This is a genomic window from uncultured Thiocystis sp. (assembly GCF_903866365.1).
Lineage (GTDB): Bacteria > Pseudomonadota > Gammaproteobacteria > Chromatiales > Chromatiaceae > Chromatium.
The window spans coordinates 26,092-50,037 of sequence record NZ_CAIPNF010000125.1 but is presented as its reverse complement, the minus strand read 5'-3'; the positions used below and the strand labels follow the sequence as shown (position 1 = coordinate 50,037).

The following is a 23,946-nucleotide window of genomic DNA, read 5'->3' as shown; positions in this document are numbered from 1 at the left end:
TTTTTAACCCATCGCGAATTTTTACGGCGCGTCTTGGCGCGCTTGGGGGCATCGGGCGATGCGGATGGCCTACTCAGAGCGTGGGGGTATCGACCGGATGCCTTGATGCGCAAGCGCGGCGCCTTGCTCGGGACGCGCACGGTGCAGGCGCTGCTGGACACCGTTGCCACGACCAAGAGGGACGATGGATGAAGACGCTTGATCTGCTTGAAGCCGCCGTGTTTTTGCGGATGCACCCGGAGACCCTGCGCCGTCAGGCGGTCGCTGGCGTCATTCCCAGCGCCAAACCGGGAAAACATTGGTTGTTTATTGACGAAGATTTGGCGAACTGGATACGCGAGCGGTATGCTGACCGTGCGCGGGCGGCAGAGCCAGACGAGGTATCCGCATGCTCTACCGCAGATCGAACAGTCATTTTTGGTGGATTCGGTTCACCACACCAGACGGCAAAGAAGTACGACGCAGTGCTGGCACGGAGGACAAAAAAGCGGCCGAAGAATACGAAGCAAAGCTGAAGCAGGAACTCTGGCGACAGGAACGCATGGGCGATAAACCACGTCATACCTGGCAGGAAGCCGTGGTGCGCTGGGTGGAGGAGACCGCGCATAAGGCGAGTCACGAAGACGACCTGTGCCATTTACGTTGGGTGAGTCACATGTTAAATGGGCTGTATCTCGATCAGATTGATCGAGAACGCTTGCATCTAATTTGTTCGGAAAGAAAAGCGGGTGGTGCAGTCAGCAATGCGACCGTCAATCGGACGCTTTCTGTTCTGCATACGATTTTGCGTCGTGCTGAACGGATTTGGGAGTGGCTCGATCGTGCGCCGACCATCCCGCTGCTCCCAGAACCCAAACAACGCATCCGCTGGCTGACCCGTGACGAGGCGAACCGCTTGATCGCAGAACTGCCGGAGCACCTGGCGGATATGGCGCGGTTCAGTTTAGCGACCGGACTGCGCGAGGCGAATGTGACTGGACTTGAATGGAGCCAAGTTGATTTGGTTCGGCGCGTAGCCTGGATTCATTCTGACCAAGCGAAAGCGAAGCGGGCGATTGGCGTACCGCTCAATGCCGATGCGGTTCTCGTGCTGCGGCGATGGATTGGCAGACATCAAGAACGCGTCTTCGCTTATCCCCGTCGGGACGAGAATGCTCAGATGAAATGGACGAGTGTCACAAAAGCCGGTGGCCGGGCTTGGCGAAAAGCACTTCTGCGGGCTGGGATCGAGAATTTTCGGTGGCACGATCTGCGACATACCTGGGCTTCTTGGCATGTGCAGTCGGGAACCCCGCTGCATGTTCTTCAAGAACTCGGTGGCTGGTCAGATTTTGCAATGGTGCAAAAATACGCACATCTTTCGTCTGAGCATCTTGCGAAACACGCGGCACAAATCGAGACGGGGTTGTCTGTCATTCAGACGATTGAGCAGAAACGTGGATCATAAAAAGAAAACCAGAAGAAGTGCGCCGCACATTTTCCGGCACACCGCTTTGGCAGATGCTCCTCAAGGCGGCGACGCGATCCACGTAACCGCTTGTAATTACTTGCTTAAATTGGTCGGGGCGAGAGGATTTGAACCTCCGACCACCTGAACCCCATTCAGGTGCGCTACCAGGCTGCGCTACGCCCCGAGAAGACGAGTAATCATAAAGCCTAACCCACTGAACGTCAACGTCGCAGTATCTGGAGGATCTCTTCGAGCTCCAAACGTAACTGGCGCAGCACCTGATGGGTCTGATTCATGTCGTGCCGGGCGCCCTCTCCGCTCAATTGCTGACGGGCGCCGCCGATGGTGAATCCCTGGTCGTACAGCAGGTTGCGGATCTGGCGCACGATCAAAACGTCATGGCGTTGGTAATAACGCCGGTTGCCGCGACGCTTGACCGGCTTGAGCTGCGGAAATTCCTGTTCCCAGTAGCGCAGAACGTGCGGTTTGACGCCACACAGCTCGCTGACTTCACCGATGGTGAAGTAACGCTTGCCGGGAATCGGCGGGAGATCGCCGTCTCCTGGCTCGTCGCCACTAACCATCGGTTCCGGCATAGGCTTCCACCCGTGATTTGAGCTTCTGGCCCGGCCGGAAGGTCACGACACGTCGCGCGGTGATGGGAATTTCCTCGCCGGTCTTAGGATTGCGGCCCGGACGCTCGTTTTTCTCGCGCAGGTCGAAGTTGCCGAATCCAGACAGCTTGACCTGCTCGCCCCGCTCCAGGGCAGTGCGAATCTCCTCGAAAAACATCTCGACGATATCCTTTGCCTCGCGTTTGTTCAGGCCAAGTTCATCGAACAGATGTTCAGCCATTTCGGCTTTGGTCAATGCCATACCCTCAATCCCTCAATCGTGCGGCAAGTTCCGAGGCCAGGCGATCCAGGATCCGCCCCACCTCGACGTCAATGATTTCTTCCGTCAGTGTCTGGGAAGAAGACTGTAAAATCAATCCTAAAGCAAGACTTTTTCGTCCAGAATCGATGTTCTTACCGGTGTAGACATCGAACAGAATGACCTCGCGCAGCAGTTCCGAGGCGGCGGCGCGAACGCAGTTGGCGACGGTCTCGTAAGCGATCCGTGCGTCGATGACGATCGCCAGATCGCGACGAATACCTGGAAAGCGCGAGATCGGCGCATAGCGAGGGAGGGTTCCATCCGCCAGCGAGGCCAGATCCAGCTCGAACAGAAAGGCGTCGCCGTTAAGATCGAGCTTGGCGGCCAGCGAGGGATGCAGCATCCCCATCAGGCCCACGGGTTTCCCCGCGCGCTCGATCCGTGCCGTCTGCCCCGGATGCAGGGCCGGATGCGCACCGGCGACGAACCTGAATTGCGCGGATGCGCAGGTCAGCGCCAGCAAGGCTTCCACGTCGGCCTTGAGGTCGTAAAAATCGACCTTGCCAGATTGCCAGCCCCATTGCTCTGGAGCGGCGGCGCCGATGACCAGACCGCCGAGCCCTGGCTCCTGTCGCAGACCGTCCGCGCCGACCCGAAACCGCAGACCGGACTCGAAGATCCGCACCCGCTCCAGTTGACGGGTCTGATTGTAACGAGCGGTCTGCAACAGGCCGGTCCAGAGGCTGGTGCGCATGGTCGAGAGTTCGGCGCTGATGGGGTTGGCCAGCCGCAGGGTGTCGGCCTCGGGTTCGACCAGCGACTGGATCTCGGGACTGGCGAAGCTGTAGGTGATGACCTCGTGGAATCCGCGGTCGACCAGCGCCAGGCGCGCCCGGTCGAGATCGAACGCGGCCTCGGGCGTGGATTGGGTGACCGAGGCGGCACTGGCGTGGCTCACCGGGATGTTGTCGTAGCCATGGATACGCCCGATGTCGGCGATCAGGTCGACTTCGTGGACCAGATCGAAACGGGCGCTGGGCGGGGTGACCCGCCAGCCGTCATCGAGACGTTCGACGGTCATGCCCAGACGTTCCAGCACATCGGTGATGGTCGTGGCAGGCAGTGCGAGCCCGAGAATCCGGGCGACGCGCGACTCGCGCAGATGCAGGGGTTCGCGGTGCGACAGATGGGTCGCGTCGGCCACGTCCACCACCGGGCCGACCTCGCCGCCGACGATGTCCAGCAGGAGACGAGTCGCGCGCTCGATCGCGCGGACCTGGAGTTGCGGGTCGACGCCGCGCTCGAAACGGTGCGAGGAATCGGTATGAAAGCCGTAACCGCGCGCCTTGCCGCTGATGGCGAGCGGCGCGAAAAAAGCGCTTTCGAGCAGGATGTCGCGGGTCTCGGGGCCAACGCCGGTCGCGGCGCCGCCCATGATGCCGGCCATGGCCACCGCCTGGTTCGCGTCGGCGATGACCAGCGTGTCCCCGCGCAGACTGGCCTCTTCGCCGTTGAGCAGCGCGAGCCGTTCGCCGGCCTGGGCCAGACGGACGTCGATCCCGCCGCGGAGTTTGGCGAGATCGAACCCGTGCATGGGCTGACCCAATTCGAGCATGACATAGTTGGTGACATCGACCACCGGGCTGATCGCGCGCAGTCCAGCGCGGCGCAGGCGTTCCTGCATCCACAGCGGCGTCGTGGCGGTCGGATCGATCTGGCGGATGACCCGGCAGACATAGCGCGGGCAGGCGTCGGGGGCCAGCAGACGCACCGTCACGCGGTCGTCGCAGGTCGGCGGCACGGGCTGCACGGCGGGCGCCCGTAGCGGGACGCGGTTGATGACCGCGACCTCACGGGCGAGTCCGGCGATGCCAAGACAGTCGCCACGATCCGGGGTCAGATCGACCTCGATGCAGTAATCGTCCAGGGCCATCCAGGCGCGAAAATCCTCGCCAATCGGCGCGTCCGCCGACAGGGGCAGGATGCCATCGGAGGTGTCGGCCAGTCCGAGTTCGGTGGCGGAGCAGATCATGCCGAAGGATTCGACACCGCGCAGCTTGGCCTTCTTGATCTTGAAATCGTTGGGCAGGCAGGCACCGACGGTGGCGACCGGAACCCGCATGCCCTCGGCAACATTGGCCGCGCCGCAGATGATTTGCAGCGGTTCGTCCTGACCCAGATCGACCGTGCAGATGCGCAGCTTAGCGGCATCCGGATGGGGCGCGATGCGCTGCACCAGGCCGATCAAAACGCCGCTGAAGGCGGGGGCCGCTGGTTCGATGGCGTCCACTTCCAGACCCGCCATGCTGAGCTGATCGGCCAATTGTTGGGTGTCGACCGACGGATTCACCCACTCGCGCAGCCAAGCCTCACTGAATCGCATGTCCTGCTTTCCCGTGTCCGACTCTCAAAGCGCGTTGCGCGTTGAGAGAAACTGAAATTAAATTTATAAAAACATATGATTTTTCGATAGAAAAATCATTAGACGAACTGGCGCAGGTATCTCAGGTCATTGTCGAAATTGAGCCGGATATCGTCGATGCCGTAACGCAGCATGGCGAGTCGCTCGACGCCCATGCCGAAGGCGTAGCCGAGATGACGCTCGGGGTCGATCCCGACGTGCCTGAACACCTCGGGATAGACCATGCCGCAGCCGAGCACTTCCAGCCAGCCGGTCTGTTTGCAGACCCGGCAACCACTGCCGCCGCACATCACGCACTGGATGTCGACCTCCGCCGAGGGTTCGGTGAAGGGGAAATACGACGGGCGGAAGCGCAGTTTCAAATCGCGCTCGAAGAAGTTGCGCAGAAAATCGTAGAGCACGCCCTTGAGGTCGGCGAAGCTGACATCTTCGTCGACCAGCAGACCCTCGACCTGATGGAACATCGGGGTATGGGTCAGATCGGAGTCGCAACGATAGACCCGGCCCGGCGCGATGATCTTGAGCGGCGGGGCCTGCCGTTCCATGACTCGGATCTGCACCGGCGAGGTATGGGTGCGCAACAGCCGGTCGGCATCGAAATAAAAGGTATCGTGCATCGCCCGCGCGGGATGATGCGCGGGGATGTTGAGCGCCTCGAAATTGTGATAAGCGTCCTCGACTTCAGGCCCCTCGACCACGGCGAATCCGGCGTTGGCGAACAGGCGTTCAATGCGTCGCAGCGCGCGAGTGACAGGGTGTAGCCCGCCGGGCTGCTGCCCACGTCCTGGCAGAGTGATATCGATCCGCTCGGCGGCGAGACGCGACGCCAGCGATGCCTGTTCCAGAACGGTCTTGCGCGCATCGATCGCGCTCTGGACGGCGGCTTTCGCCTGATTGATCTCCTGCCCGGCGGCGGGACGCGCCGCGGCCGGCAACGTGCCAAGCTGCTTGAGCAGGACGGTCAAGTCGCCCGTCTTGCCCAGATAGCGCACGCGCACCTGATCGAGCCCCATGAGATCGGAGGCATTTTCGATGGCGTCAATGGCGGCCTCGCGCAGCGAGACGATCCCGAGTCCGGTTTGTTCGGCCATGCTTTAAACCCGCAACGTTGAATCTTGTCGCAAACGAAAAGAGGGAAAGACCTGGGCCTTCCCCTCTTTGTCGATGGCGGACGCGGACGGTGTGGCGCGAAATCAGGCCAGGGCCGTCTTCGCCTGTTCGGCCAGCGCCGCGAAGACGACGCTGTCATGGTAGGCGACATCCGCCAGCATCTTGCGATCGACCTCGATCCCGGCCTTTTTGAGACCGTCGATCAGGCGGCTGTAGGACAGACCGTTCTCGCGCGCCGCCGCGTTGATCCGGGCGATCCAGAGGGTACGGAACTGGCGCTTCTTCTGACGACGGTCGCGGTAGGCATACTGTCCGGCTTTGATGACGGCCTGCTTGGCAACCCGATAGACCTTACTGCGGGCGCCATAATAGCCTTTGGCCTGGTCCAGCAGCTTTTTATGTCGGGCATGGGCGGTTACGCCGCGTTTTACTCTTGGCATCCTGAATCTCCGATAATTCGTCAAGCATATTTAAACCGCGTCCAGCGTGATCTGCGTTGTTTTCGAGTAGCTCCGGCCTCGGAGCGACCTGCTGCGGTCGTTGAGACGCGGTTTAAATAGTTAAGAAAATTAAATACTTAAAACGCGGCGACTGCAACGCATAGGGATGCAGTCAAGGCCAAATCAAATACACAAACAACGCCAGTCATGCCGGTCGCGTTTTAACAGTAAGGAATCATCCGCAGCGCGGACCGAACATCCGACTTATGCAGCCGCTTCGGCGCGCGCAACTGACGCTTCCGCTTGGTGGTCTTCTTGGTCAGGATGTGGCGCCGGTGAGAGGAATGGCACTTGACGTCACCGGAGGCGGTGCGCTTGAAGCGCTTCGCGGCTCCGCGATTGGTTTTCATCTTGGGCATTTTTTCTTCACTTCGCGATTGATCGATGATTTTGATGCGACGACAGCGCCTGCCGTTGGCGGAATGACGCATCGGGCACCGATGGCACCCGATGCGGACGCCTGTACCGGAACGATTCGCTCCGGCACAGGCGTCCGATCGTCGCTATTTCTTTTTGGGCCCCAGCACCATGACCATCTGACGCCCTTCCATGAGCGGCTGTTGTTCGACGATGCTGAGCGGGGACAAATCACCCTCGATGCGCTTGAGCAATTCCAAGCCGAGTTCGCGGTGGGCGTGTTCGCGCCCACGAAAACGCATGGTGACCTTGGCCTTGTCCCCTTCCTGGAGGAAACGGGTCAGGTTGCGTAGTTTGACCTGATAGTCTCCCTCGTCCGTGCCTGGACGAAATTTCACTTCCTTGATCTGAACCTGCTTCTGCTTTTTCTTGGCTTCGTTTTTCTTCTTCTTCTGATCGAAGAGAAACCGTCCGAAATCCATCAACCGACAAACCGGCGGATCTTCCGTCGGCACGATCTCGACAAGGTCCATGCCCGCCGTGACGGCCATCTCCAGGGCCTCGCGGGTATTGACGACCCCGACCTGATGTCCATCCGCGCCGATCAGCCGGACCTCCGGTACGTTGATCTCCTTGTTGACGCGGTTTCTCTTTGGTGCAGCGATAGCAGGTTCCTCCAAAAACACAAATAAAAACGGCCGGGTGACCGTACTCGCGGTCGCCCTCGCCGAGCCGAACGTTAGTGGATTCGGTTCGCGACCTCTTCCCGCAGACGCCCGATGAAGGCGTCGAGTTCGAGAATGCCGAGATCCTGACCCTGACGGTCGCGCACGGCGACGGAGCGGGTTTCGACCTCGCGATCGCCGACCACGATCAGATAGGGCACCCGTTGCAGGGTGTGCTCGCGGATTTTAAAGCCGATCTTCTCGTTTCTCAAGTCGATTTCGGCACGGAAGCCCTTGTCGCGCAAGGTCTTAGCGACCTCTTTGACATACTCGGCCTGACGGTCGGTGATATTGAGCACCACGACCTGAACCGGTGCCAGCCAGAGCGGGAACAATCCCGCATAGTGTTCGATCAGAATGCCGATAAAGCGCTCGATCGAACCCAGGATCGCGCGATGGATCATCACCGGGGTCTGCTTGCTGTTGTCCTCGGCGATATAGTGCGCGCCGAGGCGGCCCGGCATGGAAAAATCGACCTGGATGGTGCCGCACTGCCAGGCGCGACCGATGCTGTCGTGCAGGGTGAATTCGATCTTGGGGCCATAGAAAGCGCCCTCCCCCGGCTGCACCCGGAACGTCAACCCTTTGTCGGTCAGCGATCGTTCGAGCGCCGACTCGGCTTTATCCCAGAGATCGTCGGCGCCGACCCGCTGCTCGGGCCGCAACGAGAGGGCCAGATCAATCTCGGTAAAACCGAAATCCCGATAGGTCTCGAACACCATGTCGATCAGCTTGGCGACTTCGGCCTGAAGCTGCGCCTCGGTGCAGAACACATGGGCGTCGTCCTGGGTGAAACGCCGCGCGCGCATCAGGCCATGCAGGGTACCGGAGGGTTCGTTGCGGTGGACCACGCCGAACTCGGCGATCCGCAGCGGCAGATCGCGGTAACTCTTGAGACCCTGATTATAGAGCTGAATATGGCCGGGACAGTTCATCGGCTTGATGGCGTAATCGCGGTCATCGAGCTGGGTCGTGAACATGCCGCCGGCGAATTTGTCCCAATGCCCGGAGCGCTCCCACAGCGAGCGATCAAGAATCTGCGGGGTTTCGACCTCCTGATAGCCGTACTCGTCGAGCTTCTCGCGCATATAGGCTTCGGCGAGCCGGTAAACGGTCCGTCCCTTGGCGTGCCAGAAGGCCATGCCGGGCGCTTCGTCCTGAAAATGAAAGAGATCGAGCTGCTTGCCGAGCTTGCGGTGATCGCGCTTCTCGGCCTCTTCCAAACGGGTCAGATAAGCGGTCAGTTCTTTTTTATCCCGCCAGGCGGTGCCGTAGATGCGCTGGAGCATGGCGTTCTTGGAATCGCCACGCCAATAGGCGCCCGCCAGCTTGGTCAGCTTGAAACCGTTGCCGAGCTTGCCGGTGCTGGGGAGATGCGGGCCGCGACAGACATCGAACCAGTCGCCCTGACGGTAAATCGAAACTGCCTCGCCCTCGGGGATGATGTCCTCGATGATCTCGACCTTGTACTGCTCGCCCAGCTCGCCGAAGCGGCGCTTGGCCTCCTCCCGATCCCAGATCTCGCGGACGATCGGCAGATCGCGCTTGACGATCTCGTGCATGCGCGTCTCGATGCGCTCCAGATCCTCTGGCGTGAAGGGTTCGTCGCGGGCGAAGTCGTAGTAGAAACCGTTTTCGATCGCCGGCCCGATGGTCACCTGGGTGCTGGGATAGAGTTCCTGGACCGCCTGCGCCATGACATGCGCGGCGTCGTGGCGCAGCAACTCCAGCGCGGTTGTCTCGTCCTTACTCGTCACGATGGCCAGTTCGGCGTCGCGCTCGATCAGAAAGGAGGTATCGACCAGCGCCCCATCGACGCGCCCGGCGAGCGCCGCCTTGGCGAGACCCGGACCAATGGAAGCAGCCACCTCACGGACGGTGACGGGTTGCTCGAACGGACGCTGGGAGCCATCGGGAAGAGTGATCAGAGGCATGTCGGATCCTTGGTTTCAGTGGTGATCGATACGAGGGATCACATGAGTCGTTCAGTGCGGCCCAATCCTGATGAACACAGACTTAATGGGCAACAAAAAAGCTATCTGCTTTCAGCGATTGACTCTCAGACTTGATGCCAAGCTGAAAGCTGATTGCTGAAGGCAGACAGCCAGTATTTGGTAGGCGCGATTGGACTCGAACCAACGACCCCCACCATGTCAAGGTGGTGCTCTAACCAGCTGAGCTACGCGCCTGTCGTTAAGAGCTGGCAAATGTACAGAAGCCATCCCCAGACCGCAAGCGTTTTTTTGCGACGGTTCGCGATCTGACTATACTGGCCGTCTTCGTCAGCCTCAAACCAAGCAAACCCGATGACCACCATCCGCGAGACCGATTTCATCCAGAGCATCGCCGACGCGCTCCAGTTCATTTCCTACTATCACCCGCGCGATTACGTCCGGTCACTGGCCGCTGCCTATGCGATCGAGGAATCCCCCGCGGCGCGCGACGCCATGGCCCAGATCCTGGTCAATTCGCGGATGTGCGCCGAGGGTCATCGTCCGATCTGCCAGGACACCGGCATGGTGGTCGTCTTCCTGAAAATCGGCATGGCGGTGCGCTGGGAAGCGACGCGGAGCGTGCAGGCGATGGTCGACGCAGGCGTGCGCCGGGCCTATCGGGATCCGGACAACCCGCTGCGCGCCTCCATGGTCTCGCCGCCGATCGGCATCCGCAAAAACACCGGCGACAATACCCCGGCGGTGGTCCACCTGGAACTGGTGCCGGGCGACCGGGTCGAAGTCCGGCTGGCCGCCAAGGGCGGCGGTTCCGAGAATAAGTCGAAATTTGCCATCCTCAACCCGACCGACAGCCTGGTTGACTGGGTTCTGAAAACAGTCCCGACCATGGGGGCAGGCTGGTGTCCGCCGGGCATGCTCGGCATCGGCATCGGTGGCTCGTCGGAGAAGGCAATGCTGCTGGCCAAGGAGTCCCTGCTCGGACCGATCGACATCCATGAACTCAAGGCGCGCGGTCCCTCCGATCCCATCGAGGAACTGCGGCTGGAACTGCACGAGAAGGTCAACGCGCTCGGCATCGGCGCCCAGGGTCTGGGCGGTCTGACCACGGTGCTGGATGTCAAGATCCTGACCTATCCGACCCACGCCGCCTCGCTGCCGGTGGCCATGATTCCCAACTGCGCGGCCACCCGGCATCTGGAGTTCACCCTGGACGGTTCCGGCCCGGTGATCTTGACGCCGCCCAGTCTGGACGACTGGCCCAGGATCGTCTGGGATGCGGCGGCGGGCGCGCGCCGGGTCAATCTCGACGGCATCACCCGCGAAGAGATCGCGACCTGGCAACCCGGTGACCGGCTGCTGCTCTCCGGCAAGCTGCTGACCGGACGCGACGCCGCGCACCAGCGCATCGCTGACCTGCTGAACCGGGGCGAGCCGCTGCCGGACGGGGTCGATCTGCGCAATCGGTTTATCTACTACGTCGGCCCGGTCGATCCGGTGCGCGACGAGGTGGTCGGTCCCGCCGGCCCGACCACCGCCACCCGCATGGATAAGTTCACCGAACAGATGCTCGGCGAGACCGGCCTGATCGGCATGATCGGCAAGGCCGAGCGCGGCGCGGTAGCCATCGAGTCGATCAAACGTCACGGCGCCGTCTATCTGATCGCGGTCGGCGGCGCGGCCTATCTGGTCGCCCGGGCGATCAAAAGCTCCCGACCGATCGCCTTTGCGGATCTCGGGATGGAGGCGATCCGCGAATTCGCGGTCGCGGACATGCCGGTCACGGTCGCGGTCGACAGTCGGGGCGAATCGATCCACCAGACTGGACCGGCCCAGTGGCGCGGCCGGATCGGGACGATTCCAGTGGAGGTTTTACCATGAACCGCTACCAAGCCTTCCGCATCCATCGCGACGACCAGGGGCATCGTGCCGGAATCGAGACCCTGACCCGACACGAGCCGCCGCCGGCGAGGTACTGATCCGGGTCAGTCATTCCAGCGTCAACGACAATGACGCGCTGGCGAGCGCTGTCGACGCCACGCGGGCGTTTTTCCAAAATCAGACAGTGTCCCGTTGGCAACGCCTTGATTGAACAATTGCCAGTGGAGACGGAGCTTGTCGGTCAAGCGGCGTGAGCTGGTGACTATTGAGGTGTCAAGTGCCTGGTTTCGCGCGGCGACGTTGCGCCCGCACCGAGACACCATAACGGTTCGGCGACCTTCGGTCTGGCATCTACCGAACGGATTGTCAATTTCCTCTTGCGCGATCTTCCGAACTTGGATCAAATCCGCGCCCAAGCGGTCTATTCGACTTTCCTCAGACTTCCCGGCGAACGAAGGAGTTACCCTCAATGATCGAGGTGCGCGCGCTCAGTCGCAATTATGGCGAACTCAAAGCGGTCCAGGACGTCTCGTTCGACATCGGTCACGGCGAGATCGTCGGTCTGCTCGGCCACAACGGGGCCGGCAAGACCACCATCATGAAGATGCTCACCGGCTATCTCGAACCGAGCGCCGGGACAATCCGCGTCGACGGACTGGACATCGCCGAACAGCGTCGCGCGATCCAGCGGCGCATCGGTTATCTGCCCGAGAACTGCCCGCTCTATCCCGAAATGACGGTGCTGGATTCGCTGGATTATCACGCATCGCTGCACGGACTCGCCCCGCCCCGCCGCGCGACCGCGATCCGTCGCGCCGTGGAGCGCACCGAACTCGGCGCCAAGGCGACCGCCGTCATCGGCACGCTGTCGCGCGGCTACCGCCAGCGGGTCGGCGTGGCCCAGGCGATCCTGCACGAGCCGGTCATCCTCATCCTGGACGAGCCGACCAACGGACTCGATCCGTCCCAGATCCAGCACATGCGCGGTCTGGTGCGCGAACTGTCCGCCGATGCGACCCTGATCATCTCGACCCATGTGCTACAGGAAGTCGAGGCCGTCTGCGGGCGCGTGCTCATCATGCGCGGCGGACGGCTCGCCCTGGACAGCGAATTGAACGCCATCGGACGCCAGCCACGGTTGATCGTCACGCTCGACCGCGCGCCGGCGGAGGCCGAACCCGTGCTGTCCGGTGTGACTGGAATTACTGGCGCGACCCTGCTGGACCGGGATGGCGACCTGCGCCGCTATGCGCTGGAGACGACCGCTCCGCGCGCCGCTGCCCCGGCGGTTGCCGAGGCGGTCAGTCAACACCACTGGCCGCTGTTCGGACTGGCGCCGGAACGCCAGGATCTGGAAGCGCTGTTCGGCGCCGTGACGCTGGAGACACTCAACCCGGAACCGGCGGAGGCTACCCATGTCTGAAATTCTGCGCGTCGCCCGCCGTGAACTGGCGGCCTTTTTCGGCTCCCCGGTGGCCTATCTCTTCATCGGCACCTTTCTGGCGGTGTCGCTGTTCGTCTTCTTCTGGGTCGATGCCTTTTTCGCCCGGAATATCGCCGATGTGCGCCCGCTGTTCGAGTGGATGCCGATCCTGCTGATCTTCCTCTGCGCGGCGCTCACCATGCGCCTGTGGAGCGAGGAGCGGCGGGCCGGAACCCTCGAAACCCTGCTGACCCTGCCGGTGGCGACGCCCCGGCTGGTGCTGGGCAAATTTCTGGCCGCGCTGGGTCTGGTGAGCGCGTCGCTGGCCCTCACGCTGCCCCTGCCGCTCACCGTCGCGCTGCTCGGGCCGCTCGACTGGGGGCCGGTCATCGGCGCCTATCTGGCGACCCTGCTGCTCGCCGCCGCCTATCTGTCGATCGGGCTCTTCGTCTCGTCGCGCACCGATAATCCCATCGTGGCGCTGATCGGCGCCACACTCGTCTCCGCAGTCCTTTATCTGATCGGCTCGCCGGCACTCACCGCGCTGGTCGGTCATGGCGGCGGCGAGCTGCTGCGGCTCATCGGCAGCGGCGCGCGCTTCGAGTCGATCACCCGTGGCGTTCTCGACCTGCGGGATCTTTACTACTATCTCAGTCTCGTCGGGATCTTTCTGACCCTGACGGTCTACAGCCTGGAGCGTCTGCGCTGGGCCGAGCACGGCGCCAATCCGCGTCATCATCGCCGCTGGACTCTGGTCACGGCGCTCACCGTCGCCAATCTGGCCGCCGCCAATCTCTGGCTCCATCCGGTCTCCGTCGTCCGCGCCGACCTCACCGAGGGGCGGCTCTACAGTCTCTCCGAGGCGACCCGAACCTATCTCGACCAGCTCCAGGAACCGCTGCTGATCCGCGGCTATTTCAGCGCCCAGACGCATCCCTTGCTGGCCCCGCTGGTCCCGCAATTGCGTGACCTGCTGAAAGAGTTCGAGGTCGCAGGCAAAGGTCGAGTACGGGTGGAATTCGTCGATCCGCAGCAGTCCCCGGAGCTGGAGCGCGAGGCCGGCGAGCAATACGGCATCCGCCCGGTCGCCTTCCAGACCGAGACCAAATATCAGGCGTCGGTGGTCAACTCCTATTTCGATCTCCTGGTGAAATACGGCGATCAATTCGAGACCCTGGGTTTTCAGGATCTGATCGAGGTCAAGGTGCGCAGCGAATCCGACCTCGACGTGCGTCTGCGCAACCCCGAGTACGACTTGACCCGCACCATCAAGAAGGTGCTCTACGGCTATCGGGGCGGTGGCGACCTCTTCGCCAGTCTCTCCGGGCCGCTGCACTTCCAGGGCTTCATCTCGGATTCGGCGGCGCTGCCCGAGCCGCTGCCGGCGCTACGTCAGGAACTGGAAGCGCTGCTGGGCGAGCTGGCCGCGAAATCCGCCGGACGCTTCAGCTTCGAGATCGCGGACCCGGCGGCCGGTGACGGATCCCTGGCAAAAAGCATCCAGGAGCAGTTCGGTTTTGAACCGCTGTTGACCAGTCTGCTCGATCCGACTCCTTTCTATTTCTACATGGTGCTCCAGTCCGACGACCGGGCCGCGCCGATTCCGATTCCACTTCCCGAATCGCTCGACCGCGCCGGACTGAACCGCACCATCGAGGCGGCGATCAAACGCTTCGCCCCCGGCATGCTCAGGACACTGGCCCTCTACACGCCCTCCCCTGCCCCACAGGAGGTCGGGATGGGCATGAGCGCCGGGAATGATGACAGCCTGCTGCAACAGAGCCTGCGGGAAAACTTCAGCCTGCGCGAGACGGATCTGACCTCCGGCCAGGTTCCCGAGGACACGGATCTGCTACTGGTCATCGGGCCGGAGGATCTCGACGACAAGCAGCAGTTCGCCATCGATCAGTTCCTGATGCAGGGCGGCACGGCGATCCTGGCGGCGTCCAGCTTCCATGTCGACCTGACCGGCGGCTCGATCGCGGCGCGCCGCGCCTCCACGGGGCTGGAGGACTGGCTCGCGCATCAGGGGCTGCATCTGGAGCCGACCCTGGTGCTCGACCCCCAAAACACGCCCTTCCCCATCCCGGTCCAGCGCGACCTGGGCGGCTTCGCCGTCCAGGAGATTCAGACGCTCGACTATCCCTACTTCCCGGACGTGCGCGCGGACGGACTCGCCGAGATTTCGGGGATCACGTCCAATCTGGGCCAGATCACGCTGAACTGGTCGTCTCCCATCCGCGTCGACGCCGACCGCAACGCCGAGCGCCAGGTCATCGAGTTGATCCAGAGTTCCGCCGAGGCCTGGACCAGCGATTCGGAGAACATGCAGCCGGACTTCGAGCAGCATGGCCCGCTCGGCTTCGCGCGCGGCGACGATCGGGGGCGCAAACTGCTGGCGGTGGCGATCGAGGGCCGTTTCCAATCGCCCTTCGCGGGCAAACCCTCGCCGCTGCTCGTCCGGGAGGAGGCCGACCAGGACAGCGCCACGACGGATCCCGCGGCCCCCGACGAATCGGAAGCGCCGGAAGCGAAAGAACCCTCCCCGCCGGTGTTTTCCGGTGTCGTGGAATCGTCCCCGCCCGCGGCGCGTCTGATCCTGATCGGCTCGTCGAGTTTTCTCACCGACACCGCCATCAGTCTGGCGAGCGAGGCGACCCAGAGCCGCTATCTCAAGCCCATCGAGTTGATCCAGAACGCGGTGGACTGGTCGCTCGAAGATCGCGGACTGCTGACGCTGCGCGGACGCGGCCAATTCAGCCGGCTGCTCGAACCCATCGGCCAGCAGGGGCGTCTCTTCTGGGAGTCGCTGAATTATCTGCTGGCCTTGGGCGGACTCGCCTTGGTCTATTGGCTGTATCGACGACTGCGCGCGCGCCGCGAACAAGGTTACGCGTCCATTCTGAGCAACGGAGGAACCTCATGAGTTCGCTGAACACGACCGCCCCCCACCCAGATTCCGGCGGGGATTCCGGCTGGACTCCCGTTCTACGTTCGCCGCTGGCGATCGCGCTGGCCCTGTTGCTGGTTCTGCAACTGTTGCTCGCGCTCGGACTCAGCCTGAGAGCGCCGGGAATGGCCGCGCTGACCGCCCCCACGCCCTTGCTCGACTTCGCCCCGGACGACGTCGTCCAGGTCCGCATCGAGGGCGCGAACGGTGCCAGCGGCGTGACGCTGCGCCGCGCGTCGGAGGACGCCTGGGTGCTCGCCGATCTGGCTGATTTTCCGGTCGCGCCGTCCCGGGTCGAGCCCTTGCTGACCCAGCTCGCCGACCTGAAGCGCCCCCTGCCCATCGCCACCAGCGAGGAGGCGCGCAAACGCTTCAAGCTGACCGACGACGGATTCGAGCGCCGCCTGACGCTGGAGGGAAAAGAGGGTCCGCTGGCGACCCTGCTGATCGGCGACTCGCCCGGTTTCCGCCGAGTCTTCGCCCGACCGGCGGGCGAGCAGGCGGTCTACGACCTGAGTCTGGTCCCGACCGACCTTTCCGCGCGGCGCGACGACTGGCTCGATCCGGGGTTATTGCGTCTGGAGCGGGAGCGGATCGCGCGCATCGCCAGCAAGGATTGGGCCTTGGTCAAGGCGGCGGATGTCTGGCGGCTGGAGAACAGCGAACAGCCGGTCGACCAGAGCGTGGCGAATGCGCTGGTCACGCGCGTGGCCAATCTCGGCTATCGCGGTGTGCTCGGTACCGAGGACGCTCCCGCGTACCGGCAGCAGGCGCCGACACTCGTGCTCGACATCCGGCTCGACGACGGCACCGAGCGGACTTACCGCATTTCACAGGCCGAAAACAGCGAGGACTATGTGCTGAAGGATGCGGCGCGGCCCTATTTCTTCAAGCTGTCCAAATTCGATCTGGACGGCGTGCTCGATCTGGATCCAGCCGGATTCGCGGTCAAACCCGAGCCTGACGACACCGCCGCCGCGGGCGAACCGCCGCCGTCCGCGCCCCCCGTCGAGACGGAAGAGCCCTGACCTACAGCTCGCTCAAACGCGCCCGAGTCCAGGAAATGGCATCCAGATAGAGACGCGAGAGCGCTTCCGGGGAGATATCCAATTCGTCGGGCAAGGGATTGTCCGTGTGCTCGAAGGCGTCGATGACCTCCAGCACGAGGGCCATCTGCCCTTCCCGGTTGAGCAGCGCGGCGGTCATCTCCGGACTCAGATGAATCTGACGCAGAATCTCGGCCAGCGGGACGCCGAAGAGCCGGTCGATGCCGGAGAGCAGGCCGAGCGTGAAAAAGCGCTCGGCATCCTCCTTACGGCCGCACACCGACGCCAGCAACTCGCTCATGCGCGCCCGGATCAGGGCCAGTTCCATGGCCTGCGGATTGCCGGAGGCCGCGCGCAGCGAGAGCAGCAGCGCCCATTGACCGATGAGTTTCCGGCCCAGCAGCAGCAGTGCCTGACGGATCGACTCGATCGGGTCAGGTCGGCGAAAGCGCGCGCTATTGACCAGCTTCAGCATCTCGATGCTCAAGGCCGCATCGCTGGTCACCAGCCGCTCCAGTTCATCCAGCGTACTGTCCGCTCGCTGCAGCATCTCCAGCAGACGCAGCAGCGCCAGCGCGCCGCCACCCATGCGGCGCCCCTCGACCACGTTGGGATAGGAGAGAAAAAAGCCCTGGAAATAGGTAAAACCCAAACGCCTGGCAAGCTGGTACTCCGCCTCCGTCCCGACCTTTTCCGCCAACATGGCGACCCCCGCTGACGCGCAACCCTCGGCTAGCCGCGCCAGGGCCGTGCGCTCCAGCCCGCGGATATCGATCCTGACGATCGCGGCAACCTCACGCGCCACGGCCGGGTCGGTCAACAGGTGTCGAGCGTCCATGACCAGACGAAAGCCCCGCGCCGCGAGCGCGCGCGCCACGCCCACGCTGTCTGGGTCAAGCGGACAGTCCCGAAAGATTTCGAGCACGGTCTGCCCGGCGGGCAAGGCCGCGAGCAGATCGCTGTCGAGAAAATGGCGGGGCAAGGTCATGAAAGCCAGGCGGTCGCCCACCAGATTCTCGACGCCAATATCGACGAAGATGCTGCGCAAGAGATCGGAGGTCGTGGCGTCCGCGTCGGTGTCCGGATGGCGCGCGCCGGGGGCGGAGGCCGAATGGCCGCCGCGAAACAGCAGTTCAAAGCCAACGATCAAGCCACGGGCATCGAAAATCGGCTGCCGGCCCACGAAGACCGGCTGCGTGTTCGACGGCAACGCCATTCAGGAGTCCGTGCTCACGTAGCCGCGTTCGCTCAGTTCGGCGACCGTCTGGCGGGCGATCTCCGGCAGCGTCGTCAGGCTCGAAGCGGTCATGTCCGCCTCCCCCGCGCGGGCATGACGTTCCAACGCCGCCGCCGCCTCGGAGAGCGCGAGCGCGCCCAGATTGCCCGCGCCGCCCTTGAGCGAATGGGCAATGCGAGCGATCTCGGCGTGATCCGCCTGGCCCAAATGCGTCGCGAGCGCGGTTAACTGATGACCGAGCTGGTCGACGAAACTGTCCGTGATCGAGCGGAGATCCTCCTCCCCCAAGATGTCAAGCAACTCATCCAATACTTCAATATCCAAATAGGTCATGCGGACCCCCAGTCCGGTTCGCGGCAGATCGTTCGATCGCACGGCATCTTTCATCTCAATCGCTTCCTTGAGAGGTTGCGGTTGATTATAGTGCCGTCAGGTATCCGATTTAACCTGTAAATTGGCTCGACCGACGGAGACGTAGAGTGGGCGATCACGAAGACAGGCAGGACCATCGCGATCTCTTGCTGATCGTTGACGATGATACACCGACCCGCCGGTTACTTCGCGGTGTCCTTGACCGCCAGGGATTTCGACTGATCGAGGCGGCTGACGGCGCGGAGGCCGTCACGCTGTTCGAGCAAGAACGCCCGGCGCTGGTGCTGCTCGATGTCATGATGCCGGTCATGGATGGCTTCGAGGCCTGTGCGCGCATGCGTAGGCTCGATCAGAGCGAAGGGACGCCGCTGATCATGCTCACCGGCGCCGACGACATCAAGGCCATCGACAAAGCCTTCAGCGCCGGTGCCACCGATTTCATCACCAAGCCGATCAACTGGACCCTGCTCACCCAGCGCGTCCGCTATTCCCTGCGGGCCGGCCAGCTCGGCCGCGAGGTGCGCCAAAACCGCCTCCGCCAGGCGGCGGCCCGACGGATCGCCAAGCTGGCGTTTTGGGAATGGCGCCTCACCGACGATGCGCTGTACTGGTCCGACGATCTCGAAACCCTCATCGGGATCGCGAGCCAGCAGCTTGGCCATCTGGACGATTTTCTGCGGACGATTCACCCGGAGGACCGCGGCCGCGCCCGACGTCTGCTGGATCTGGTGCGTCAGTCCGAGGGACAGATCGAAATGGAACTGCGGATGAGCGCGGGCGGACCGGACCGGCTGGTCCGCATGATCGGCGAGCGGGGCGTCCAGGGCAGCGACAACGATCTGGTGCTCGGCGCCTTGCAGGACGTGACCGACCTGCGTCACACCGAGGCGCTGGTGGATTATCTGGCCTTGCACGACGAACTGACCGATCTCCCCAATCGTCGCCTGTTCCTGCGTCGGATTGGCGAGACGCTGGAGGCATTGAAGGCGGGGCGTCCGGGCGAAGTCCTGCTTGTGGGATGGATCGATATCGCGCGCTTTCACCGTCACAACGAGGCCATGGGCGAAGCGGGCGGCGACTTGCTGCTGATTCGGATGGCACAGCGTCTGCGCGAGTTGGTCGGTAAACAGGACGCGGTCGCCAGGGTCGGCGGCGACGAATTCGCCCTGATGCTGCGCGCGCCCTGGACGCTGGACGCGATCGAACGCTTCGAGTCCATTCTGCTCAATCTGCGCCGCCCCTTTCATCTCGCGCAGGGCGAGGCGATCCTGACCTTTTCCTCGGGGGTCGCCTGCTTTCCCGAGCACGGCATCGACGCCAACCAATTGCTGCTGCTCGCCCAGGATGCCCAGCGACTGGCGCGGAGCCAGGCCCGTCCGATGCTGGTGGCGAAGCCCGACGCACCGTCGCAGACGCGCTCCGTCGAGACCCTGGAAATCGAACGCGCCTTGCACACCGCACTCGAAAAACAGGAGTTTTTTCTGGTCTATCAACCTCAGATGGATCTGCGGAGCGGCACCATCGTCGGGGTCGAATCGCTCCTGCGCTGGCGGCATCCGACCTGGGGTCTGGTGTCGCCGACCCGCTTTATCACGCCCCTGGAAAGCCTGGGCCTGATTACGGCGGTCGGACAATGGGTTCTGGAGGAAGCCTGCCGTCAGGCCAGCCGCTGGGAGCGGACGGGGCTGGAGCTGCGCGTCGGGATCAATCTTTCGCCCCGTCAGTTTCAGGAACCGAGCCTGTTCGCCACGATCCAACAGGCCATCCAGACCAGCTGCGCCAGTCCCGCCCGCATCGAACTGGAAATCACCGAAAGTCTCGCCATGCAGGATCCCGCCAACGCCATCGCCTTGCTGGGACGACTGCGGGAAACCGGCATCAAAATCGCCATCGACGATTTCGGCATCGGTCATTCCTCGCTCGAATATCTGCTGCGCTTTCCGATCGACGCCATCAAGATCGACCGCGCCTTTGTCTCCAATATCACCTGTGTCCAGGCGGATCGGGTGATCGTGCGCGCCGTGACCGCGATTGGCCAGACCATGGGCCTGAGCGTCATCGCGGAGGGGGTCGAAACCCTGCGCCAATGCGACTTTGTCGATGCGCTGGGAGTCAGCGAAATCCAGGGCTATCTGATCGGGAAACCGATGGAGCCGGAACGCATCGAATCGCTCCTGGAAACCTTCGTTCGCCCCGGATCCGCAACGCACGAACCCGCCGATCGCGCGACCGTCCCATGAGCCTGTCCGCCGACACCGCGCTGCTCTACGAACTCGCGCTCGCCATCGGCGACAGCACGGAACTGGAGCCGATGCTACGCCGGTTTCTGGTGGACATGCTGCGACTCCTCGACGGCAGCGGCGGTGCCATCCTGCAGTTGCAAGGTCAGGAGGAAGCCGAATCGGATCCGATCGTCTGCATGCTCCCTCGCAACCTGGCCCGACATCCCTGTTACAGCGCCTTCTGGAAGCACTGGTCGCCGACGACCCTCTATGAAGCGCTTGCCCAGCAGCCAGACGAACTGCCCCTGGTCTCCATTCAGGCCGGCTGCGCCGTGCATGCCTTCCGTCTGACCGATTTCGGCCTTCTGATCTTTCTCCGCCGCTGCGACGCCGGGGTCTTGCCGAGCCATGTCCAGCTTGCCTTTGCCCCCCTGGCGCGCAAACTGGCCAATGCCGCCCGGGCCTGTCTGTTCGAGGAGAAAATGCGTCGGGCCGAAGCGGAGATGCGCCGGGCGCTGGACAGCGCGGAGGCCGCGAACGCGGCGAAAAGTCAGTTCATCGCCAACATGAGCCATGAAATCCGCACCCCGATGAACGGCATCCTGGGCATGACCGAATTGGCCCTGGGCACCGAGCTGACCCCGACCCAGCGCGAGTATCTCAACATCGTCAAGTCATCGGCCGAAACGCTCCTGACTATCCTGAACGACGTCCTCGATTTCGCCAGGCTCGATGCCGGCAAGCTGCACATCGAACCGATCCCCTTCGTTCTGTCGGACCTGGTCGCCGAGACCCTCAAGGCGATCGGCATGCGTGCCCGGAACAAGGGTCTGGAACTGGTCTGCGATCTGCCCGCCGACCTTCCCCAGCTCAGCCTGGGCGATCCGGGGCGGCTCCGTCAGGTACTGATGAACCTCTGCGACAACGCCATCAAATTCACTCCGACGGGCGAGATCGAGGTCAAGGTGCGGTCCAGCCCCCAGCGGGATCCGCGGCTGGACGACATCCAGATCACCGTTCGCGATACCGGCATCGGGATTCCCGCCGAAAAACTCACGGAGATTTTCGAGGCCTTCCGTCAGGCCGATGCCACCATCACCCGTCAGTTCGGCGGCACCGGACTGGGTCTGAGCATCAGCGCCCGTCTGCTCGAACTCATGGACGGACAGATCCGGGTCACCAGTCGCGAGGGTCAGGGCAGCGCCTTTCATCTAACCCTGCCGCTCGCCCGCCTCGAACCCGCCACGCCCCTCCCGCGCTGGCGGCACCAGTGCGCGCTCGTCGTCGACGATCATCCGATCAATCGCGGAACCCTGGCTGGCTGGCTGCGTCACTGGGGGTTGACGACCCTGGAGGCCGGCAGCGGACAGGAAGCGCTCGAATTGGCCCGCCGCAGCCAGTCCAGCCGCGCGCCTTGCGATCTCCTGCTGCTCGATGCCCGCATGCCCGACATGGACGGTCTGGAACTGGCCGCCCAACTCACCGCGGAAGGCCTGGTCGGTCAAGGCCGGATGATCATGCTCGCGTGCGGCGAAAACCCCGGCGATGCGCAACGCGGCCAGGATCTTGGAATCGCCGCCACGCTGACCAAACCCGCCACGCCGCGCGAACTCATCGACACCCTGACCCGTCTGCTCGACCCCGCGGTCGCCGCCGCGTCGCCGCCGCCGCCACAGGCCACCCCGCAAGCCCCCTCGCCGCAAGACGAACGACAGGGCGCGCGGATCCTCTTGGTCGAGGACAACCCGGTCAATCAAAAACTCGCCCGTAAACTGCTCGAACAATGGGGACATGAAGTGACCCTGGCCGAAAATGGCAAAATCGCCGTCGAGCTGTTCGATCCATCCGCCTTCGACCTCGTGCTCATGGACATGCAGATGCCGGTCATGGACGGCATCGAGGCGGCCCGTCGGATTCGCGACAAGGAGCAAGGGTCCGCTCACACCCCCATCGTCGCATTGACCGCCAACGTCATGGCCGGCGACCGGGCACTTTGCCTGGAGGCAGGCATGGACGAACATCTCCCCAAACCGCTCCGGCCCAAGCATCTCGAAGCGATGATCTCGCGGTTTACGGAGGCTCGACCGCGTTAAAAGCGGCAAGCGGCAAGCGGCAAGCGGCAAGCGGCAAAGCCTCGCCCCTATTCCGCTGGCCGATAGCCTTCCACCTTGCTTGGCGTCAGACCGACGCGAGCCAGTAAGCGCGGCAACTGTTGATGAGGATCGCCCATTAACAGCAAGCCGGCGATGCGCATCACGATGGAGTCGATCCTGACCGTTCCCGTCGGCAGCAGATAGGCGGCGCCGATGCGTCCGCGAATGGTGTTGGGGATGTTCCATTGGGTCTTGATCTGGTTCCCGGCCGGGCTTGAATGCGCCTTCAGGATCGACGCGCAGAGGCTGTCGTCGATGGCGTTCCCCAGGTCCATCCATGACTGCATGAGTTGCAGCAGGGAGAGCTCGCCGACCCGGTAGAGCATACAGGCAGACCGGGAGGCCGCGAGATCGAAGGTCGCGTGCGTGCCTAGCTTCGTGACGATGTCGGCGAGCGACAGACAATCGCGGTGGAATTGCAGCCGCCGGGTCTTGAGAAAATCCGCTTTCAGCTCGCTTCCCGGATGCAGCGACATCTCCACGGCGAGATTGATGAATCCCGCCAGGCCAACCTGATGGATGGCCCCTTCGAAGGTTTCGACCGACTCCAGACCTTGAATGTACTGTCCGCTATTGGCCAGACTCAAGGCGCGAAAGACCAGCGCGGGATGAAACTGACATTGGCGCAAGACTTTGGCCCTTGCTCCCGCGTCCAGCTCCCGTATTCCCTCGATCGCGCCAGCCAGTTCAGGGTCGATCGGCAGTCCGAGGATCCCCTGCGTCATGTGATACTTGATGAAATCCTCGATGGAGCCAACGGGCGCCTGCAACTGCGAATCCGCGCTCGGCAGCGCCATGAGCTCGGACAGACGCGCCATCAACTGCTTCGCGGCGAACGGCTTGACGATAAAGGCGTCGACCTGATGGGTGCGGGCCGCGAGAATCACCTCACGGTCGGCGTGGCCTGAAATCATCACGCAAACCGTTTTTGTTTCGGATCGTCGAATCTGTTTCAAGAGATCGATGCCGCTCATTCCCGGCAGACCCCAATCGAGCAGAACCAGATCCGCGCCAGCGCTTTTCCAGTGCTCCAGCGCGAACAGTGCATCGGATGCAAGCACCACGGACGCCTGCGGCCACAGCCGCTTGATCAGTTGCACCAACAATGCGCCCGTTGACGCATCGTCCTCGACGACCAACACGCGAATCACGCATCGCCCCCAGGGTTTAATCGTTTCAGCCTCAAGTGACGATCATCATCCCAGACTTCACGGATTTTGACCAAACCCATGAAGAGGTTTAACTTGCTCATCGTCCTGGTTCCCGCCGC

The 23,946-nt window shown here is 63.0% G+C and carries 20 protein-coding genes and 2 tRNA genes; 9 read left to right on the top strand and 13 right to left on the bottom strand.

Features of this window, described 5'->3' with window-relative positions; genetic code table 11:
- From QZY07_RS07735 to QZY07_RS07730, 3 genes are all read left to right on the top strand, one after another.
- On the top strand, positions 1-192 hold a 192-nt coding region (locus tag QZY07_RS07735), incomplete at its 5' end, for a hypothetical protein (RefSeq protein ID WP_295401325.1).
- Complete coding sequence (locus QZY07_RS27340; protein ID WP_363183899.1) at positions 189-515, top strand: helix-turn-helix domain-containing protein; 327 nt, start codon at positions 189-191, stop codon at positions 513-515. The genes QZY07_RS07735 and QZY07_RS27340, both read left to right, overlap by 4 nt.
- The gene (locus QZY07_RS07730; RefSeq protein ID WP_363183902.1) at positions 425-1,447 is read left to right on the top strand and encodes a site-specific integrase; all 1,023 of its coding nucleotides are present in this window, start codon (positions 425-427) and stop codon (positions 1,445-1,447) included. The genes QZY07_RS27340 and QZY07_RS07730 overlap by 91 nt, the downstream gene beginning before the upstream one ends.
- 110 nt (positions 1,448-1,557) lie before the next feature.
- On the opposite strand, the gene QZY07_RS07725 is transcribed toward QZY07_RS07730, so the two are convergent.
- The 10 genes from QZY07_RS07725 to QZY07_RS07680 form a co-directional block, all read right to left on the bottom strand.
- Positions 1,558-1,634: transfer RNA gene (locus QZY07_RS07725), tRNA-Pro, on the bottom strand.
- Positions 1,635-1,671: 37 nt separating this feature from the next.
- Positions 1,672-2,046, bottom strand: coding sequence for a MerR family transcriptional regulator (locus QZY07_RS07720; protein WP_295401321.1), 375 nt, complete (start codon positions 2,044-2,046; stop codon positions 1,672-1,674).
- Positions 2,027-2,326, bottom strand: coding sequence for an integration host factor subunit alpha (ihfA, locus tag QZY07_RS07715; RefSeq protein ID WP_014778015.1), 300 nt, complete (start codon positions 2,324-2,326; stop codon positions 2,027-2,029). Before ihfA ends, QZY07_RS07720 begins: the two co-directional genes overlap by 20 nt.
- A 4-nt stretch (positions 2,327-2,330) precedes the next feature.
- Positions 2,331-4,709, bottom strand: coding sequence for a phenylalanine--tRNA ligase subunit beta (pheT, locus tag QZY07_RS07710; protein WP_295401319.1), 2,379 nt, complete (start codon positions 4,707-4,709; stop codon positions 2,331-2,333).
- A gap of 98 nt (positions 4,710-4,807) precedes the next feature.
- Positions 4,808-5,839: a phenylalanine--tRNA ligase subunit alpha gene (pheS, locus tag QZY07_RS07705; protein WP_295401317.1), complete on the bottom strand. Its 1,032-nt coding sequence runs from the start codon at positions 5,837-5,839 to the stop codon at positions 4,808-4,810.
- A gap of 102 nt (positions 5,840-5,941) precedes the next feature.
- Positions 5,942-6,298: a 50S ribosomal protein L20 gene (gene rplT, locus QZY07_RS07700; protein ID WP_014778018.1), complete on the bottom strand. Its 357-nt coding sequence runs from the start codon at positions 6,296-6,298 to the stop codon at positions 5,942-5,944.
- Positions 6,299-6,519: 221 nt separating this feature from the next.
- Positions 6,520-6,717 carry a 50S ribosomal protein L35 gene (gene rpmI / locus QZY07_RS07695; protein WP_295401314.1) on the bottom strand — a complete coding sequence of 66 codons (198 nt, stop codon included), beginning with the start codon at positions 6,715-6,717 and terminating at the stop codon, positions 6,520-6,522.
- A 144-nt stretch (positions 6,718-6,861) separates the two neighbouring features.
- Positions 6,862-7,395, bottom strand: coding sequence for a translation initiation factor IF-3 (gene infC, locus QZY07_RS07690; protein ID WP_295401312.1), 534 nt, complete (start codon positions 7,393-7,395; stop codon positions 6,862-6,864).
- Positions 7,396-7,454: 59 nt separating this feature from the next.
- On the bottom strand, positions 7,455-9,374 hold the full coding sequence (thrS, locus tag QZY07_RS07685) for a threonine--tRNA ligase (RefSeq protein WP_295401310.1): 1,920 nt from the start codon (positions 9,372-9,374) through the stop codon (positions 7,455-7,457).
- A 178-nt stretch (positions 9,375-9,552) separates the two neighbouring features.
- Positions 9,553-9,629 (bottom strand) — tRNA-Val (locus QZY07_RS07680).
- A gap of 117 nt (positions 9,630-9,746) precedes the next feature.
- Between QZY07_RS07680 and QZY07_RS07675 the strand changes: the two genes are divergently transcribed.
- The 4 genes from QZY07_RS07675 (at position 9,747) to QZY07_RS07660 (ending at position 16,674) form a co-directional block, all read left to right on the top strand.
- A complete protein-coding gene (locus QZY07_RS07675) occupies positions 9,747-11,273 on the top strand; it encodes a fumarate hydratase (RefSeq protein WP_295401308.1) in 1,527 nt (508 codons plus the stop codon).
- 469 nt (positions 11,274-11,742) lie between these two features.
- Positions 11,743-12,696: an ABC transporter ATP-binding protein gene (locus tag QZY07_RS07670; protein ID WP_295401306.1), complete on the top strand. Its 954-nt coding sequence runs from the start codon at positions 11,743-11,745 to the stop codon at positions 12,694-12,696.
- A complete protein-coding gene (locus tag QZY07_RS07665) occupies positions 12,689-15,622 on the top strand; it encodes a Gldg family protein (protein WP_295401304.1) in 2,934 nt (977 codons plus the stop codon). Before QZY07_RS07670 ends, QZY07_RS07665 begins: the two co-directional genes overlap by 8 nt.
- Positions 15,619-16,674 (top strand): DUF4340 domain-containing protein, encoded by a 1,056-nt coding sequence (locus tag QZY07_RS07660; protein ID WP_295401302.1) that lies wholly within the window; start codon positions 15,619-15,621, stop codon positions 16,672-16,674. The genes QZY07_RS07665 and QZY07_RS07660 overlap by 4 nt, the downstream gene beginning before the upstream one ends.
- Position 16,675: 1 nt before the next feature.
- On the opposite strand, the gene QZY07_RS07655 is transcribed toward QZY07_RS07660, so the two are convergent.
- Positions 16,676-17,908, bottom strand: coding sequence for an HDOD domain-containing protein (locus QZY07_RS07655; protein WP_295401300.1), 1,233 nt, complete (start codon positions 17,906-17,908; stop codon positions 16,676-16,678).
- Positions 17,909-18,316, bottom strand: a complete 408-nt coding sequence (locus QZY07_RS07650; RefSeq protein WP_295401298.1) for an Hpt domain-containing protein — start codon at positions 18,314-18,316, stop codon at positions 17,909-17,911.
- A gap of 92 nt (positions 18,317-18,408) precedes the next feature.
- Between QZY07_RS07650 and QZY07_RS07645 the strand changes: the two genes are divergently transcribed.
- Positions 18,409-20,541 (top strand): EAL domain-containing protein, encoded by a 2,133-nt coding sequence (locus QZY07_RS07645; protein ID WP_295401296.1) that lies wholly within the window; start codon positions 18,409-18,411, stop codon positions 20,539-20,541.
- Entirely contained in the window at positions 20,538-22,616 is a 2,079-nt protein-coding gene (locus QZY07_RS07640; protein WP_295401293.1) for a response regulator, read from the top strand. The genes QZY07_RS07645 and QZY07_RS07640 overlap by 4 nt, the downstream gene beginning before the upstream one ends.
- A 47-nt stretch (positions 22,617-22,663) precedes the next feature.
- Here the strand turns inward: QZY07_RS07640 and QZY07_RS07635 are convergent, their stop codons facing one another.
- Entirely contained in the window at positions 22,664-23,818 is a 1,155-nt protein-coding gene (locus QZY07_RS07635) for a response regulator (RefSeq protein ID WP_295401327.1), read from the bottom strand.
- Positions 23,819-23,946: the final 128 nt, after the last annotated feature.